Origin of the sequence: Aeromicrobium massiliense JC14, assembly GCF_000312105.1 — a bacterium.
In the GTDB taxonomy this organism is placed as follows: domain Bacteria; phylum Actinomycetota; class Actinomycetes; order Propionibacteriales; family Nocardioidaceae; genus Aeromicrobium; species Aeromicrobium massiliense.
On sequence record NZ_HE978636.1, the window covers coordinates 1,114,639 to 1,130,809 of the forward strand.

At 72.8% G+C, this 16,171-nt stretch carries 16 protein-coding genes; 11 read left to right on the forward strand and 5 right to left on the reverse strand.

Features of this window, described 5'->3' with window-relative positions:
* Positions 1-14: 14 nt before the first annotated feature.
* Complete coding sequence (purB, locus tag HGAM_RS05635) at positions 15-1,436, forward strand: adenylosuccinate lyase (RefSeq protein WP_019144501.1); 1,422 nt, start codon at positions 15-17, stop codon at positions 1,434-1,436.
* On the opposite strand, the gene HGAM_RS05640 is transcribed toward purB, so the two are convergent.
* Positions 1,433-2,335: an Lrp/AsnC family transcriptional regulator gene (locus tag HGAM_RS05640; protein WP_019144502.1), complete on the reverse strand. Its 903-nt coding sequence runs from the start codon at positions 2,333-2,335 to the stop codon at positions 1,433-1,435. The genes purB and HGAM_RS05640 overlap by 4 nt on opposite strands.
* Positions 2,336-2,543: 208 nt before the next feature.
* On the opposite strand from HGAM_RS05640, the gene HGAM_RS05645 reads away from it, so the two are divergent.
* From HGAM_RS05645 to purQ, 8 genes are all read left to right on the forward strand, one after another.
* A complete protein-coding gene (locus HGAM_RS05645) occupies positions 2,544-2,942 on the forward strand; it encodes a YybH family protein (RefSeq protein ID WP_019144503.1) in 399 nt (132 codons plus the stop codon).
* A gap of 11 nt (positions 2,943-2,953) precedes the next feature.
* The gene (locus HGAM_RS05650) at positions 2,954-4,498 is read left to right on the forward strand and encodes a purine-cytosine permease family protein (RefSeq protein ID WP_019144504.1); all 1,545 of its coding nucleotides are present in this window, start codon (positions 2,954-2,956) and stop codon (positions 4,496-4,498) included.
* A 14-nt stretch (positions 4,499-4,512) separates the two neighbouring features.
* A complete protein-coding gene (gene speB, locus HGAM_RS17945) occupies positions 4,513-5,493 on the forward strand; it encodes an agmatinase (protein WP_019144505.1) in 981 nt (326 codons plus the stop codon).
* Complete coding sequence (locus HGAM_RS05660; RefSeq protein ID WP_019144506.1) at positions 5,490-6,839, forward strand: NAD-dependent succinate-semialdehyde dehydrogenase; 1,350 nt, start codon at positions 5,490-5,492, stop codon at positions 6,837-6,839. Before speB ends, HGAM_RS05660 begins: the two co-directional genes overlap by 4 nt.
* A gap of 193 nt (positions 6,840-7,032) precedes the next feature.
* The gene (locus HGAM_RS05665; RefSeq protein ID WP_019144507.1) at positions 7,033-7,893 is read left to right on the forward strand and encodes a phosphoribosylaminoimidazolesuccinocarboxamide synthase; all 861 of its coding nucleotides are present in this window, start codon (positions 7,033-7,035) and stop codon (positions 7,891-7,893) included.
* A gap of 78 nt (positions 7,894-7,971) precedes the next feature.
* Positions 7,972-9,525, forward strand: coding sequence for a long-chain-fatty-acid--CoA ligase (locus HGAM_RS05670; RefSeq protein ID WP_019144508.1), 1,554 nt, complete (start codon positions 7,972-7,974; stop codon positions 9,523-9,525).
* Positions 9,526-9,601: 76 nt separating this feature from the next.
* Entirely contained in the window at positions 9,602-9,850 is a 249-nt protein-coding gene (gene purS, locus HGAM_RS05675) for a phosphoribosylformylglycinamidine synthase subunit PurS (protein ID WP_019144509.1), read from the forward strand.
* The gene (gene purQ, locus HGAM_RS05680; RefSeq protein WP_019144510.1) at positions 9,847-10,518 is read left to right on the forward strand and encodes a phosphoribosylformylglycinamidine synthase subunit PurQ; all 672 of its coding nucleotides are present in this window, start codon (positions 9,847-9,849) and stop codon (positions 10,516-10,518) included. Before purS ends, purQ begins: the two co-directional genes overlap by 4 nt.
* A 67-nt stretch (positions 10,519-10,585) precedes the next feature.
* Here the strand turns inward: purQ and HGAM_RS17950 are convergent, their stop codons facing one another.
* Both HGAM_RS17950 and mdlC read right to left on the reverse strand, forming a co-directional pair.
* Positions 10,586-11,830: an MFS transporter gene (locus HGAM_RS17950; protein ID WP_019144511.1), complete on the reverse strand. Its 1,245-nt coding sequence runs from the start codon at positions 11,828-11,830 to the stop codon at positions 10,586-10,588.
* Positions 11,831-11,880: 50 nt separating this feature from the next.
* Positions 11,881-13,464 (reverse strand): benzoylformate decarboxylase, encoded by a 1,584-nt coding sequence (gene mdlC, locus HGAM_RS05690; protein ID WP_019144512.1) that lies wholly within the window; start codon positions 13,462-13,464, stop codon positions 11,881-11,883.
* Between the two features lie 99 nt (positions 13,465-13,563).
* Here mdlC and HGAM_RS05695 point away from each other — a divergent pair, with 99 nt between their 5' ends.
* Positions 13,564-14,496, forward strand: a complete 933-nt coding sequence (locus HGAM_RS05695) for a LysR family transcriptional regulator (RefSeq protein ID WP_019144513.1) — start codon at positions 13,564-13,566, stop codon at positions 14,494-14,496.
* A 3-nt stretch (positions 14,497-14,499) separates the two neighbouring features.
* Here HGAM_RS05695 and HGAM_RS05700 read toward each other — a convergent pair whose 3' ends face one another.
* Positions 14,500-14,847 carry a VOC family protein gene (locus tag HGAM_RS05700; protein WP_019144514.1) on the reverse strand — a complete coding sequence of 116 codons (348 nt, stop codon included), beginning with the start codon at positions 14,845-14,847 and terminating at the stop codon, positions 14,500-14,502.
* Between the two features lie 40 nt (positions 14,848-14,887).
* On the reverse strand, positions 14,888-15,595 hold the full coding sequence (locus tag HGAM_RS05705; RefSeq protein ID WP_038951587.1) for an IclR family transcriptional regulator: 708 nt from the start codon (positions 15,593-15,595) through the stop codon (positions 14,888-14,890).
* 118 nt (positions 15,596-15,713) lie between these two features.
* Here HGAM_RS05705 and HGAM_RS05710 point away from each other — a divergent pair, with 118 nt between their 5' ends.
* Positions 15,714-16,136, forward strand: coding sequence for a nuclear transport factor 2 family protein (locus HGAM_RS05710; RefSeq protein WP_019144516.1), 423 nt, complete (start codon positions 15,714-15,716; stop codon positions 16,134-16,136).
* Positions 16,137-16,171 lie beyond the last annotated feature (35 nt).

Sequence of the window (16,171 nt, forward strand, 5' to 3'; positions counted from 1 at the left end):
AGAGACTAGGGCCCGTGACCACGCCGAACGTCCTCGCCTCCCGCTACGCCTCGCCCGAGCTCGCCGCCATCTGGTCGCCCGAGCACAAGGTCGTCCTGGAGCGCCGGCTCTGGATCGCGGTCCTCCGCGCCCAGCGCGACCTCGGCGTCGAGACGCCCGACGGCGTCATCGAGGCCTACGAGGCCGTCGTCGACCGAGTCGACCTCGGCTCGATCGCCGACCGCGAGCGCGTCACCCGGCACGACGTGAAGGCCCGCATCGAGGAGTTCGCGGCGCTGGCCGGCACCGAGCACATCCACAAGGGCATGACGTCGCGCGACCTCACCGAGAACGTCGAGCAGCTGCAGGTGCGCGCCTCGCTCGAGCTGCTGCGCGACCGCGGCGTCGCCGCCCTCGTGCGCCTCGGCCGCCTGGCCGCCGAGAACGCCGAGCTGGTCATGGCCGGCCGCAGCCACAACGTCGCCGCCCAGGCCACGACGATGGGCAAGCGGTTCGCGACGGCGGCGGACGAGCTGATGGTCGCGCTCGAGCGGCTGGAGAACCTGGTCGAGCGCTACCCGCTGCGCGGCATCAAGGGCCCGGTCGGCACCGGCCAGGACATGCTCGACCTGCTCGGCGGCGACGAGGGCAAGCTGGTCGAGCTCGAGCGCCGGGTCGCCGAGCACCTGGGCTTCACTCGCACGTTCACGTCCGTGGGCCAGATCTACCCGCGCTCGCTCGACCTGGACGCGATCACCGCGCTCGTGCAGCTGGTCGCGGCGCCGTCCAACGTCGCCACGACCATCCGGCTCATGGCCGGCAACGAGCTGGTCACCGAGGGCTTCAAGCCCGGCCAGGTCGGCTCGTCGGCGATGCCGCACAAGATGAACACCCGCTCGTGCGAGCGGGTCAACGGCCTGGCCGTCGTCCTGCGCGGGTACGCCTCGATGATCGGCGAGGTCGCCGGCGACCAGTGGAACGAGGGCGACGTCTCCGAGTCCGTCGTCCGCCGCGTGGCCCTGCCCGACGCCTTCTACGCCGCCGACGGCCTGTTCGAGACCTTCCTGACCGTGCTGGACGAGTTCGGCGTCTTCCCGGCCGTCGTCCAGCGCGAGCTCGACCGCTACCTGCCGTTCCTGTCGACCACCAAGGTGCTCATGTCGGCCGTCCGCGCCGGGGTCGGCCGCGAGCAGGCGCACGAGGCGATCAAGGAGCACGCGGTCTCCGTCGCGCTGGGCATGCGCGAGCAGGGCACTGCCGACAACGACCTGTTCGAGCGCCTGGGCGCCGACGAGCGGCTCGGGCTCACGGCGGACGACCTGCGCTCGCTCGTCGCGGAGCCGCTGTCGTTCACCGGCGCCGCGGTGTCGCAGGTGGCCCAGGTCGTGGCGCAGGTCGAGCAGTGGGCGACGCGCCACCCGCAGGCGGCCGCCTACGCGCCCGGCGCGATCCTCTAGGCCTGGGTCACGACGCCGAGCTGGCCCAGCGCGTACGACTCCTTCACGACGCGCAGGTGGGTCCAGCTGTCGACCTCGTGCACCTGGGGCAGGGCGCGCAGCGACTCCACGGCGTCCACCAGCTGGGCGGTCGAGGGTCCGCGCATCGAGACGAGCAGGTCGAAGCGGCCGAGCGTGCGGGCCACGAACGTCACCGTCGGCATCGCGCTCAGGGCGGCGACCACCTCGCGCTGGTCGCCGTGCAGCCGCAGCCCGACACCCATCGCGCTGCGGCCGTCCTGGCCGGTGGGTCGCACCAGCGCGCCGACCCGGACGACCTGGGCCTGCAGCATCCGCAGCACCCGGCGCCGGGCCCCGGCGGCCGAGATGCCGGCGAGGGCCGCGAGCTCGACGAAGGACGCCCGGCCGTCGTCCTGCAGGGCGCGCAGCAGGGCGAGGTCGGTCGCGTCGACCGCGTGGTCGACCGCGCCGACCGGTCCCACCACGTCGCGCGCGACCTCGACGTACACGAGCGTGTCGACGCCGTGGACGTGGTCGAGCGTGCGCAGCTGGGCGATCGCCTCGTCGACGGCCAGCGGCGACTCGGCCCGCAGCTCGGCCACGACGCCGTGCCGGCCCGTGGTGAGCGAGACGAAGGCGACGTCGTCACGCTCGGCCACCGCCTCGGCGACCGGCGCGGCCGGCCCGTGCACGGCCAGCGCGACGTAGGCCAGCGAGCCGCGGCCCAGCACGGCGGGGTGGACGACGCCGCGCACGACCACGCGTCCGGAGCCGATGAGCCGCTGCACGCGCGATGCGGCGGCCGAGCGCGACAGGCCCACCGCGCGGGCCACGTCGCCATGGGTCAGGCGTCCGTCGGTCTCCAGCAGCGCCACGATCGCCTCGTCGAGCTCGTCCACGACCGCTCCTGCCCGTAGTTTTTTCCGCCGGGTCGAGCGTGCGCATCCGTCAGCGCAGCCGCTCGTCGAGACGCGATCGTACACGCACGTCCGGTCCCGTCGGACAGATCGTTCACCGCGGCCGGTCGTCCGCGAACGAAGTGCTTGTCGGCTGCGTCGCGCCGTCCTTACAGTGACGCCCAGCACAGTCCGAGCGAGGAGAACGCCGATGAGCACGCTGACCACCGAGGCCGTCCTGGCGGCGGCCGACCGGCTCGTGGCCGCGTTCACCGCGACCGACACCGAGGCGTACTTCGGCTGCTTCGCGCCGGACGCCACCTTCGCGTTCCACACCGAGCCCGCCCTGCTCGCCGACCGCGCCGCCTACGAGGCGACCTGGGCCGGCTGGCTGGCCGAGGGCTGGCGCGTCGAGGCGTGCACCAGCACGGACCGCCTGGTCCAGCTGCTCGGCGACGTCGCCGTCCTGACCCACGCGGTCGAGACGACGACGAGCACCCCGGGGGGAAGCACCACCACGCGCGAGCGTGAGTCCATCGTGTTCGCGCTGGACGGCGACCGTGTCGTCGCCGTGCACGAGCACCTCTCGCCGGTCCCCGCCGGCCTCTGAAGGAGCTGCCCATGTCCGTCCCCACGACGACGCCGCCGCCGAAGGTCACCGAGGTCGAGGTCCACGGCGTCGAGCCGATCCCCGACGCCGAGCGCACCGCGCGTCCGTTCGACCTGTTCCGGCTCGTGTTCGGCGGCGCCAACACGTTCGCCACGGTCGTGCTGGGCACCTTCCCGATCCTGTTCGGCCTGGGCTTCTGGGACGGCCTGCTGGCCACCGTGGCCGGGCTGCTCGCCGGCGCGCTGATCCTGGCGCCGATGGCCGTCTTCGGCCCGCGCACCGGCACCAACAACGCCGTCACCTCCTCGGCGCACCTGGGCGTGCACGGCCGCGTCGTCGGCTCGTTCCTGTCGCTCCTGACCGCGTTCGCGTTCTTCTCGATCTCGGTCTGGAGCTCGGGCGACGCGCTCGTCGGCGGCGCCAACCGCGCCGTCGGGCTGCCGCAGAACGACCTCACGCTCGCGGTCGCGTACGGCGTCTTCGCCGCGCTGGTGCTGACCGTGTGCATCTACGGCTTCCGCTTCATGCTGCTGATCAACAAGATCGCCGTCGTCGCCGCGACGCTCATGTTCGTGCTGGGCGCGTTCGCCTTCGCCGGCGCCTTCGACGCCGGCTACGGCGGGTCGCTCGACCCGGGCACGCTCGGCTACTGGCCGGCCTTCGTCGGCGCGATGCTCGTGGTGATGTCGAACCCGGTCTCGTTCGGCGCGTTCCTGGGCGACTGGGCCCGCTACATCCCGCGCGAGACGCCGTCGTGGCAGGTCATGACCGCCGCGTTCGCCGCGCAGGTCGCCACGATCGTCCCGTTCCTGTTCGGCCTGGTGACGGCCACGATCGTCGCCACCGAGGCGCCCGACTTCCTGGCCGACAACAACTACGTCGGCGGCCTGCTCGAGGTCTCGCCCGGCTGGTACTTCCTGCCGGTCTGCCTCATCGCGCTCATCGGCGGCATGTCGACCGGCACCACCGCGCTGTACGGCACCGGCCTGGACTTCTCCAGCGTCTTCCCGCGCTTCAGCCGTGTGCAGGCCACGATCTTCATCGGCGCCATCGCGATCGCGTTCATCTTCGTCGGCCGCTTCGCCTTCGACGTCGTCACCAGCATCTCGATGTTCGCCACCCTCATCGTCACCTGCACGGCGCCGTGGATGGTCGTCATGATGATCGGCTGGTTCGTGCGCCGCGGCTGGTACGACTCGGACTCGCTGCAGGTCTTCAACCGCCGCCAGACCGGCGGCCGCTACTGGTACGGCCACGGCTGGAACTGGCGCGGCCTGGTCGGCTGGCTCGTGCCCGCCGCGCTCGCCCTGGCGTTCGTGAACCTGCCCGGCCAGTTCGTCGGCCCGCTCGGCGAGCTCGCCAACGGCGTCGACCTGTCCATCCCCATCGGCATCGGCCTGGCCGCGCTGCTCTACCCGGCGCTGCTGTTCGCCTTCCCCGAGCCGCGGGACGCGTACGGCCCCGAGGGATCGCGGATCGTGCCGACCGCCCCCGCCGCCGAGCACCCGATCGTCGACGAGCGCACCGGACGTCCGGCCGCCTCCGTCACCGCCTGACCCGGAAGGACCCCATGAGCACCATCGGACCGATCGACAGCTCGCTCACCCCGCGCTACGCCGGGCCGGCCTCGTTCGCGCGGCTGCCGCGGCTGGAGCAGGTCGAGCGTGCCGACATCGTCGTGGCGGGCATCCCGTTCGACACCGGCGTCTCGTACCGCCCGGGCGCCCGCTTCGGGCCGACGCACGTCCGCGAGGCCTCGCGCCTGCTGCGGCCGTACCACCCGGCGCTGGACGTCGCGCCGTTCGACGTCGCCCAGGTCGCCGACGCCGGCGACGTGGCGGTCAACCCGTTCTCGATCGACGAGGCGGTCGACACGATCCAGGCCGCGGCGCTCGACCTGACCGCCGACGGACGCACCCTGGTGACGATCGGCGGCGACCACACCATCTCCCTGCCGCTGCTGCGGGCCGCCGCCGAGCGGCACGGCCCGGTCGCGCTCGTCCACTTCGACGCCCACCTGGACACCTGGGACACCTACTTCGGCGCCGAGTACACGCACGGGACGCCGTTCCGCCGCGCCGTCGAGGAGGGCATCCTCGACACCGAGGCGCTCAGCCACGTCGGCACCCGCGGCCCGCTGTACGGCAAGAAGGACCTCGAGGACGACCGCCGCTTCGGCTTCGGCATCGTCACGTCCGCGGACGTCTACCACCAGGGCGTCGTCGAGGTCGTCGACCGGCTGCGCCAGCGCCTGGGTAGCCGTCCGGTCTACGTCTCGATCGACATCGACGTGCTCGACCCGGCCCATGCGCCGGGCACCGGCACGCCCGAGGCGGGCGGCATCACGAGCCGCGAGCTGCTGGAGATCCTGCGCGGCTTCCGCGGGTTGAACGTCGTCGGCGCGGACGTCGTGGAGGTCGCCCCGGCCTACGACCACGCCGACATCACGGGCGTCGCGGCGTCGCACGTCGCGTACGACCTCGTGTCCCTGCTGGCGCTCCGGCACGAGACTGGTGCAGGCTCGTCGCACCAGACCAAGGAGGCGCGATGAGCACGATCTACGCGGTGACCGACCCCGCCACGGGAGAGGTCGTCCAGGAGTACCCGACGGCGACGGCGCAGGACGTCGAGCAGGCGGTGGCCTCGGCCCACGCCGCGGCGTCCCGCTGGGGCCGCACGACCACGGTGGCCGAGCGCGCGGCGCTGGTGCGCCGCGTCGGCGAGCTGCACACCGAGCGGCGCGACGAGCTGGCGGCGATCATCGTCCGCGAGATGGGCAAGCCGCTCGAGGACGCCCTCGGCGAGGTCGACTTCAGCGCCGAGATCCACGCGTTCTACGCCGACAACGCCGAGCGCCTGCTGGCCGACGAGCCGGTCGAGCTGCTCGGCGGCGAGGGGTCGGCGCTGGTGCGTCGCAGCCCGGTCGGCGTGCTGCTCGGGATCATGCCGTGGAACTTCCCGTACTACCAGGTTGCCCGCTTCGCGGCGCCGAACCTGGCCACCGGCAACACGGTCGTGCTCAAGCACGCCCCGCAGTGCCCGGAGTCGGCCGCGGCGATCGAGCAGATGTACCGCGACGCCGGATTCCCCGAGGGCGCGTACGTCAACGTCTACGCCACCAACGAGCAGGTCGCCGACATCATTGCCGACCCGCGCGTGGCCGGCGTCTCGCTGACCGGCTCGGAGCGGGCGGGTGCGGCGGTCGCCGAGATCGCCGGCCGTCACCTCAAGAAGGTCGTGCTCGAGCTGGGTGGCTCGGACCCGTTCATCGTCCTGGGCGCGAGCGACCTGGACGAGACGGTCGAGGCCGCCGTCGTGGCGCGCCTGGACAACACCGGACAGGCCTGCAACGCCGGCAAGCGGTTCATCGTGGCCGCGGACCTCTACGACGACTTCGTCGAGAAGTTCACCGCCGGCATCCTGGCCTCGGCCGAGGGCCTCGCCCCGCTGTCGTCGGAGCAGGCCGCGGCGAACCTGGAGCAGCAGGTGCAGCGCGCGGTCGAGCAGGGCGCCGAGCTGAAGAGCGCCGGCGAGCGTCGCGGTGCGCACTTCCCGCCCGGCGTCCTCACCGGCGTGAAGCCCGGCGACGAGGTGTTCCACCAGGAGCTGTTCGGCCCCGTCGCGATGGTCTTCAAGGCCGCCGACGAGGACGAGGCGGTCGCGCTGGCCAACGACACCCCCTACGGCCTGGGCTCGTACGTCTTCACCGACGACGCCGACCAGGCCGCCCGCGTCGCCGACCGCCTGGAGACCGGCATGGTCTTCGTCAACGGCGTCGGCGCCGAGGGCGCGGAGCTGCCGTTCGGCGGCGTCAAGCGCTCGGGCTTCGGCCGCGAGCTCGGCCGCTTCGGCATGGACGAGTTCGTCAACAAGAAGCTCATCCGCACCGTGCGCTGAGCGTCCTTCAGACCGGCGGCTCGCCCCGTCCCCCCGATCGGGGGCGGGCCGCCCACCAGCGGCGGCCGGCCCAGGTTCCCCCGAGCCCGGGCCGGCCGCCTTCCACGTCTCAGCGCGGACGTGCGCGGCTCGGCGCGGACGTGCGCGCGAGACGCTCGTGAGGCCGGCGGCGCCGCGCCACTAGGCTGACGCCGTGCCTCTCGACATCCCCGGCGCCACCCACCTGCACTCGGGCAAGGTGCGCGACCTGTACGAGCTCGCCGACGGCAACCTGCTGATGGTCGCCTCGGACCGCATCTCGGCCTACGACTTCTCGCTGGAGCCCGGCATCCCGGACAAGGGCGAGATCCTCACGCGCATGTCGCTGTGGTGGTTTGACCAGCTGGCCGACCTCGTGCCCAACCACGTCGTTTCGACGGACGTCCCGGAGTCCGTCCGCGGACGCGCCCTCGTGGTCGAGAGGCTCGACATGTTCCCGGTCGAGTGCGTCGTGCGCGGCTACCTGACCGGCTCCGGCCTGGAGGACTACCGGGCCACCGGCGAGGTGTGCGGCGTCCGGCTGCCCGCCGGCCTCGTGGACGGCGACCGGCTGCCCGAGCCGATCTTCACCCCCGCGACGAAGGCCGCGATCGGCGAGCACGACGAGAACGTCTCGTTCGAGGCCGTCGTCGACACGATCGGTCGCGAGCACGCCGAGCGCCTGCGCGAGCTGAGCCTGGCCGTCTACGCCCGCGCCGAGTCTGTGGCCCGCGAGCGCGGCATCGTCCTGGCCGACACCAAGCTCGAGCTCGGCCGCCGCCCCGACGGCACGATCGTGCTGGGCGACGAGGTGCTGACCCCGGACTCCTCGCGCTTCTGGCCGGCCGACTCCTACGCGCCCGGACGCGCCCAGGCGTCGTTCGACAAGCAGTACGTCCGCGACTGGCTCACCCAGGAGAGCGGCTGGGACCGCCGCGGCGAGGAGCCGCCGCCGCGCCTGCCCGACGAGGTCGTCGAGCGCACGCGCGCCCGCTACGTCCAGGCGTACGAGCAGCTCACGGGCCGGACGTTCTGACACCACCGTCAGATGTGTGGTGCCCGCCACTAGAGTGAGTGCGACGACGGTCACACTCACCACGAGGGAGCACCATCCATGACCAACCTGGCGACCCTGCTCGACGATGCCACCGCGAGCTACCCCGACCGCACCGCGATCGTCTTCGGCGACACGACCCTGAGCTATCCCCAGGTGAACGGCGCGGCCAACCAGGTCGCCAACCTGCTGGTGTCGCGCGGCATCGAGCCCGGCGACAAGGTCGCCCTCTCGTGCCCGAACCTGCCGTACTTCACGATCATCTACTTCGGCATCCTCAAGGCCGGCGCGACGGTCGTCCCGCTGAACATCCTGCTCAAGGGTCGCGAGGTCGCCTACCACCTGGCCGACTCCGACGCGAAGGCCTACTTCGCCTTCGAGGGCACGCCCGACCTGGCCATCGGCGACGAGGCGTGGGCCGGCTTCCAGCAGGCCGAGGCCTGCACCGAGTTCTTCCTGATCAAGCTCGACTCGGCCGCCCCGGCGCCGCTCGTGGGTCCCGAGCACTACGCGCCGCTCGTCGCCGAGCAGCCGCCCACGTTCGAGACCGTCGAGCGCGACGACGAGGACACCGCGGTGATCCTCTACACGTCCGGCACCACCGGCCAGCCCAAGGGCGCCGAGCTGCGCCACCGCAACATGCGCGACAACGCCACGTCCGGTGCCGCGCTGTTCAACGCCGACGCGACGAACCCGGACACGTACCTGTGCGTGCTGCCGCTGTTCCACTCCTTCGGCCAGACCGTCATCCAGAACGGCTCGATGGCCTACGGCGGCACGGTCGTCATGCTGCCCCGGTTCGAGGCGGCCCCGGCGATCGGCCTCATGCTGCGCGAGAAGGTCACCTTCTTCGCCGGCGTCCCGACGATGTACTGGGGCCTGCTGACCGCGCTGGACGACACCGTTGACGTCGACTCGCTGGCCAAGAACCTGCGGGTGGCCGTGGCCGGTGGCGCCGCGCTGCCCAAGGAGATCCACCACCAGTTCCGCGAGCGCTTCGGCGTGACGATCCTGGAGGGCTACGGCCTGTCCGAGACGTCGCCGGTCGCCTCGTTCTCGCGCTACGGCGAGGAGCCGCGGGTCGGCTCGATCGGCGTCCCGATCCCCGGCGTCGAGATGAAGCTGATCAACCCCGACTGGTCCGACGTGGCCGACGACCCCGACGCGGTCGGCGAGATCGCCATCAAGGGCCACAACGTCATGAAGGGCTACTACAACCGGCCCGAGGCGACGGCCGAGGCGATCCAGGACGGTTGGTTCCGCAGCGGCGACCTGGCCAAGAAGGACGCCGACGGCTTCTACTACATAGTCGACCGCTCCAAGGACATGATCATCCGCGGCGGCTTCAACGTGTACCCGCGCGAGATCGAGGAGGTGCTGATGACGCACCCGGCGGTCTCGCTGTGCGCCGTCATCGGCGTGCCGCACGAGTCGCACGGCGAGGAGATCAAGGCGTTCGTGGTGCCCATCCCGGGCACCGAGGTCGACCCCGCCGAGATCGTCGCGTGGAGCAAGGAGCAGCTGGCGGCGTACAAGTACCCGCGCGTGGTCCAGGTCGTGGACTCCCTGCCCATGACGTCCACGGGCAAGATCCTCAAGCGCGAGCTGTCCTAGCGGCGGCCCCGTCGGGGCAGCAGGCTCGTCTCGGTACGATGAGCCTGCTGCCCCCTCGTCTTCCTAGGAGCGCCCCGTGGCCCGTGTGATCGTCGACGTGATGCCCAAGCCCGAGATCCTCGACCCCCAGGGCAAGGCCGTGCACGGCGCGCTGCCGCGCCTGGGCTTCACCGGGGTCACCGACGTCCGCCAGGGCAAGCGGTTCGAGCTCGAGGTCGAGCAGGCCGACGAGGCCACGCTCGCCGAGATCGACCGCATCGCCGGCACCCTGCTGAGCAACCCGGTCATCGAGGACTACACGGTCCGGGTCGAGGTGGACGCGTGAAGATCGGCGTCGTCACCTTCCCCGGCTCGCTCGACGACGTCGACGCGCAGCGCGCCGTCCGCCTGGCCGGTGCCGAGCCGGTCGCGCTGTGGCACGGCGACCACGATCTCAAGGGCGTCGACGCGGTCATCCTGCCCGGTGGCTTCAGCTACGGCGACTACCTGCGCTGCGGCGCCATCGCCCGCTTCGCCCCGGTCATGACCGAGGTGATCGAGGGCGCGAGCAAGGGCATGCCGGTGCTGGGCATCTGCAACGGCTTCCAGATCCTGTGCGAGTCGCACCTGCTGCCCGGCGCCCTGATCCGCAACGACCACCGCACGTTCGTGTGCCGCGACCAGGAGCTCGTCGTCGAGAACGCCGGCACCGCCTGGACGCAGGCGTACGAGCAGGGCCAGCACGTCACGGTGCCGCTCAAGAACGGTGAGGGCGGCTTCGTGGCCGACGCCGAGACGCTCGACCGGCTCGAGGGCGAGGGACGCGTCGTCGTCCGCTACGTCGGCGCCAACCCGAACGGCTCGCTGCGCGACATCGCCGGCGTCACCAACGAGCGCGGCAACGTGGTCGGCCTCATGCCGCACCCCGAGCACGCGGTCGAGGACCTCTGCGGTCCGGGCACGGACGGGCTGGGCTTCTTCGCCTCCGCCGTCCAGGCCCTCGCCGCGGTCTGACCCGCACGCACCGACGCCGCCGGCCGCTGCCCCGAGGGGCGCGACCGGCGGCGTCGTCGTTCCTGGCTCAGGCCTCCTCGGCCGCGGTGCCGCGCGGCAGGGTCGCCACGGCGGCCACGGCCAGCACGCCCACGAGGGCGAAGAAGTAGAAGCCCCACGGGTGGCCCCAGCCGGCCGCCACGAGCGCGCCGGTGATCGTCGGTCCGACGATCGAGCCGAGGCGCCCGATGCCCGAGGCCGAGCCGAGGGCGGTGCCGCGGATGTCGGCGGGGAAGTAGTTTGTCACGTAGGCGTAGACCAGCACCTGCGCGGAGAACACGAACACGCCGGTGAAGAACACCACGACGCTCAGCACCAGGTCGCTGTCCATCTTGATGCTGAGCAGCGCCAGCATGACCGCGGCGACGGCGAACCAGACCAGCGCGGTCCACTTGATGCCGCGGCGGTCGGCGACGAAGCCGCCGACGACCAGGCCGACGATGCCACCGGCGTTGAGGATCAGCAGCTGGGTGACGGCCTCGGGCACCGCGTAGCCGGCCGAGCGCATGAGCTGCGGCAGCCAGGTGTTCAGTCCGTAGACGAGCAGCAGGCCCATGAACGAGGCGATCCAGACGCCCACGCACGCGCGCAGCAGGGCGGGCTTGAGCAGGTCGGTGTACGGCACCTTCTTGCGCTCGCCGCCGTTGGACGCGGCCAGGAACGCCTCGGACTCGGGCAGCTTGAACCACTGGATGACGGCGATCACCAAGCCGACGGCGCCCAGCACGTAGAACAGCCACTGCCAGTGGCTGGCGAACTGCAGCGCCAGCAGGGACGTGATGACGGCACCGGTGTGGTAGCCGGTCATGGTCAGCGTGCTGGCCCGGGCACGCTGGCGCGCGGGCAGGCTCTCGGCCATGAGCGTCAGCGACACCGGCATGCAGGCGCCCAGGCCGAGACCGGCGATGAACCGCAGCGCCGCGAACATGGTGATCGAGTCGGCCCACGGCACCGCGATGGTGAACAGCGAGAACAGCACGACCGAGCTGATCAGCAGCTTGCGCCGGCCGAAGCGGTCGCTCAGCGGGCCGACCGAGATCGCGCCGATCGCCACGCCGACCAGCGACAGCGTCGCGACGGTCGTCGCGTCGCCCGCCGTGAAGCCGAGGTGCTGGGTGTCGAGCAGGGTCGGGATGATCGCGCCCAGCACGACCAGGTCGTAGCCCTCGAGCATGACCGTGATCCAGCACAGCGCGACCGTCCAGGGGTCGACGCGTCGCGCGGGGCTCGTGCCGTCGGGCGCGAGCGCCTCCGGGCGGGTTCCGGGTGCCATGGTTGCCTCCGTGGTGGGGGAGGGGACGGTGCCCCTCGCTGGGCGGTGGGTCAGGAGCTGGGGGTGGTGAGGACGGTGTCGACCTGCACCAGGCGCGGGCCGTCGTGCGGGGTCGCGAGCACCGAGCGCAGCTCCTCGACGGAGCCGGCGTGCACGGCGGGGACGCCGTAGCCCTCGGCGATGCGGGTGAAGTCCAGGCCCGGGACGTCCAGGCCGGGCGCGTCCGGGACGCCGAGCAGGTCGCCGAACCAGCGCAGCGCGCCGTAGGTGCCGTTGCGCAGCAGCACGACGGTCAGCGGGACCCGGTGCTGGGCGGCGGTCCACAGCGCGGTGATGCCGTAGTTGGCCGAGCCGTCACCGATGACGCCGACGACCGGGCGTCCGGGCTGGCCGAGGGCCACGCCGACCGACGCGGGCAGGCCGTAGCCGAGGCCCCCCGCGGCCGGGAAGTAGTACGAGCCGGGCCGGCGCAGGTCCATCTGGCGCCACCACGAGCCGGTGGTCGAGGTGGACTCCACGACGTACGACGTGTCGGCCGGCTGGGTGTCGCGCAGGGCCGCGAACACCTCCTCGGGGTGCAGGCGGCCGGCCTCGCCGGCGCGCGGCGCCGGGGGAGGCGTCGGCTCGAAGATCGTCCCGACGGGACGGTCGAACGCCTTGGCCAGCAGCTCCAGGGCGGACGCCGGGTCGGCCACCAGCGTCTCGCCGACCGGGGCGCGGGCCGCGGCGCTCGCGTCGTCGGTGACGTGCACGAGTCGGGCGCCGTCCGGGAGGTAGCGCCCGGGCTGGTGCTCGTGGTAGCGGAAGACCGGCGCGCCCACGACCAGCACGACGTCGTGCCCGGCCAGGGCGTCGGACACGGCGGAGATGCCGGCGGGCAGCACCCCGCGGAACAGCGGGTGGCGGTTCGGGAACGGCAGCCGGAACTGCGACGGTGCCGCCCACACCGGGGCGCCGAGCCGCTCGGCCACGTCGACGGCGCGGTCGAACAGGCCCTGCGTGTCGACGTCGCCGCCGAGCACGACCGCGGGGCTCGTCGCGGAGGTGAGCTGGTCGACCAGCCAGCGTCCCTGCTCGTCGTCGAGCGCCCCGGCCCGGCGGACGGCCCGGTCCAGCACGCCGGCGACCGCGTCGCCGACCGGCACGGTCCAGTCGTCGTACGGCACCGACACGTAGGTGGGGCGGCGCTGCAGGGTGGCCTCGAACAGCGCCTGGGCCATGGCCCGGGGCACGTCCTCGGCGCAGGCCGGCTCGGTCGCGAAGCCGACGAGCGGGCGCATGAGGGCCGTGGCGTCGACGTTGGCCAGGTTCGCCTCGACGCCGATCGCCGACCGCACCTGCTGGCCGGCCATGACCACGAGCGGCGTCCGGGCAGCCACCGCGTTGGTCAGCGCACCCATGCCGTTGCCCGAACCGGACGCGGCGTGCACGTTGACCAGCACCGGACGTCCGGTGGCCTGCGCGTAGCCGTCGGCCATCGAGACGACCGCGCCCTCGTGCAGGCCCAGGACGTAGCGGAAGCCGTCGGGCAGGTCGGCCAGGAACGGCAGCTCGTTCGACCCCGGGTTGCCGAAGATCGTGGTCATCTCGTGGCGCTGCAGCAGCTGGTGGACGGTGTCGCGGACGGTCGGCACGGAGCTCCTCGGACGTGATGGGGGTGACCCGCGTCACGCTAGGCGTCCCACCCGTCCCGTACCAATAGATGTTCCGCGACGTCGACATAGAGTGCGTCTATGAAGGACTTCGACCTCAACCTGGCCCGGGTCTTCGTCCTGCTGTACGAGACGGGCAGCGTCACGGTCACCGCGGACGCGCTGCGGGTGACCCAGCCGACCGTGAGCTACAGCCTCGGGCGGCTGCGGCGGCACTTCGACGACGAGCTGTTCCGCCGCACGGGCCGCGGGCTCGTGCCGACGGCCACGGCCCAGCGCATGTACGAGCCGCTGCACCGCGCCGTCGCCGAGATCGACGGGGTGCTCAGCCAGGCGGGCGGCGGGTTCGACCCCGATCAGACGCCGGCCCGCTTCTCGATCGCGCTCTCGGACCTCGGCGAGGTCACCCTGCTGCCGCGCCTGGCCGCGGCCGCGCGCGAGGCGGCGCCGCAGGTCTCGTTCACGGTGCGTCCGCTCGACGTGGACGACGTGGAGCGCCAGCTCGCCCGCGGCGAGGTGGACGCGTTCGTCGCCACGCCGGTGATGACGTCGCACCGCACGGTGCGCATCCCGCTGTTCCGCGAGCGCTACGTCGCCATGGTCGCGCAGGACCATCCGCGCGTCGGCCGCGGCGCGGTGCCGCTCGAGCGGCTCGGCGAGGAGCGCCATGCCATCGTCGTGGGGCCCAGCGGGCACGCGGCGCCCCGCGAGCTGCTGGCCCAGCACGACCTGCTGGACCGCGTGGCGGTCGAGGTCAGCCGCTTCTCGGCGCTGCCGTACCTGCTCGAGTCGACCGACCTGGTCGCGATCCTGCCCGAGTACGTGGCCGAGGTGTTCGCGGCGTCGCACCGGCTGCGCCCCGTGCCGCTGCCGTTCGAGACCGAGCCGATGGAGGTGGCGGCCTACGCGCGCCACGAGGCGTCACGCACGCCGGCTCAGCGCTGGCTCGTGTCGTTCCTGGTCGGCGTGCTCGGCGAGCAGGTCTCGCCGGCGCAGCTGCCCGTGGTGCCGTAGCCGTCAGCCCTGGGAGGGGGCGACGTCGAACAGCAGGCCGTCGGGGTCGCTCAGCGTGATCCACCAGAAGGAGTCGTCGCCGAGGCGGCCGTGACGGGTGGCGCCCAGGCCCTCGAGCCGCGTGGCCTCGGCCTCCGGGTCGTCGGCGGTGAAGTCGTAGTGCAGACGGTTCTTGCCCGGCGTGGGCTCGTCGACCTGCTGGAAGCCGAGCATCGTGCCACCGGGCAGGGCGAGGGCGGCGAAGCCGTCCATCTCGTGGGCGATCTCGGCGCCGAGCGCCTCGGACCACCAGCGGGCGGAGGCGAGCGGATCAGTGGAGTCGGTCGTGATCATGGCGAGTGAGAGGTTCATGGACCGACGGTAGGACCGGCCACCGACAGCGTCCAGGGCCCTACGGCAGGAGGGCGCGAAGCTCGCGGGCCGCCTCGACGACGTCCGGCGCCGTGCGCCGCGCGGAGTCCTCGTCGAACAGCGACAGCCCGATCGCCGCGGACGGCGTGGTGCGCCCGCTCGGGATGCCCACCGAGACGCCGACGGTGCTGGGCACGACCTCCCCGGCGGAGATGGCGTAGCCGTCGCGGCGGGCCTGCCCGACCTCGGGCCGTTCGCCGTCGAGCACCGGCTCCGTGGCCAGGATCGCCATGGCCGCCGAGCCGCGCGGCATCTCGATCGGCTGGCCCGGCTGGAAGGCGATGTGCATCGGGGCGCGGCGCGGCTCCACCACGAGCAGCACGCGCGCCTGGGTCTCGGTCTCGCGGACGACGAGGTGGGCCGTCGCCTGCGTCGTCTCGGCCAGGCGCTCCAGCACCGGCAGGGCGACGGTGCGCAGACCGTGCTCGACCGACTCGGCGAGCGAGACCAGGCCGGTGCTGAGGCGCACGCGCTTGTGCTCGTCGCGACGGACGAGCCGGTGCGCCTCGAGCGTGCGGAGCAGGCGGTGGGCGACCGTGCGGTGCACGCCGACGGCGTCGGCCACCTCGGTGACCGTCAGCCCCTCCGGCCGGCGCGCGAGCTCCTCGAGGATCACCAGGCCGTGGTGCAGCGTCTTCGACATCCCGGCGTCCAGCTCCACGCCGGTCAATCTAGGGAACTCGGGCATCGGCCGTCACCTCCTGTGACCCGTGTCGCACCCCGCGGTTGACGGTGTGACGCGGCGCACGTAGTGTGTGCGTTTGTCGCACGGTGTGTGCGATTAACGCACAGAGGGAGCGTAGCGGATGAGCCCGACGACCGACCCGCGGACCGCGGCCGCCGTCCACGCCCTCTACGCCCGGCAGAGCCACCTCATCGACGGCGGCGACGCCGCGGGGTGGGCCGCGACCTTCACGGCCGACGGCGTCTTCGCCTCGCCGAGCTACCCCGCCCCGGTCGAGGGCGTCGACGCGCTGGCCGCGTTCGCCGCGCGCTTCGCCGAGGCCGGACGCGCCACCGGCGACGTGCAGCGCCACGTCGTCACCAACGTCGACGTCGTCGACGCGGCGCCGGACGCCCTGACCGTGCGGGCGTACCTGCAGATCGTCGGCACCCGCCCGGGCGAGGACGCCCGGCTCGTCCGCCTCACCACGCTGCACGACCGGCTCGTGCCCGACGGCGACGGCTGGCTCGTCGCCCGCCGCGACGTCGTCCGCGACCACGCCTGACCCCGAGACCCTGCGCCGCCACCGCCGCCGGCGCG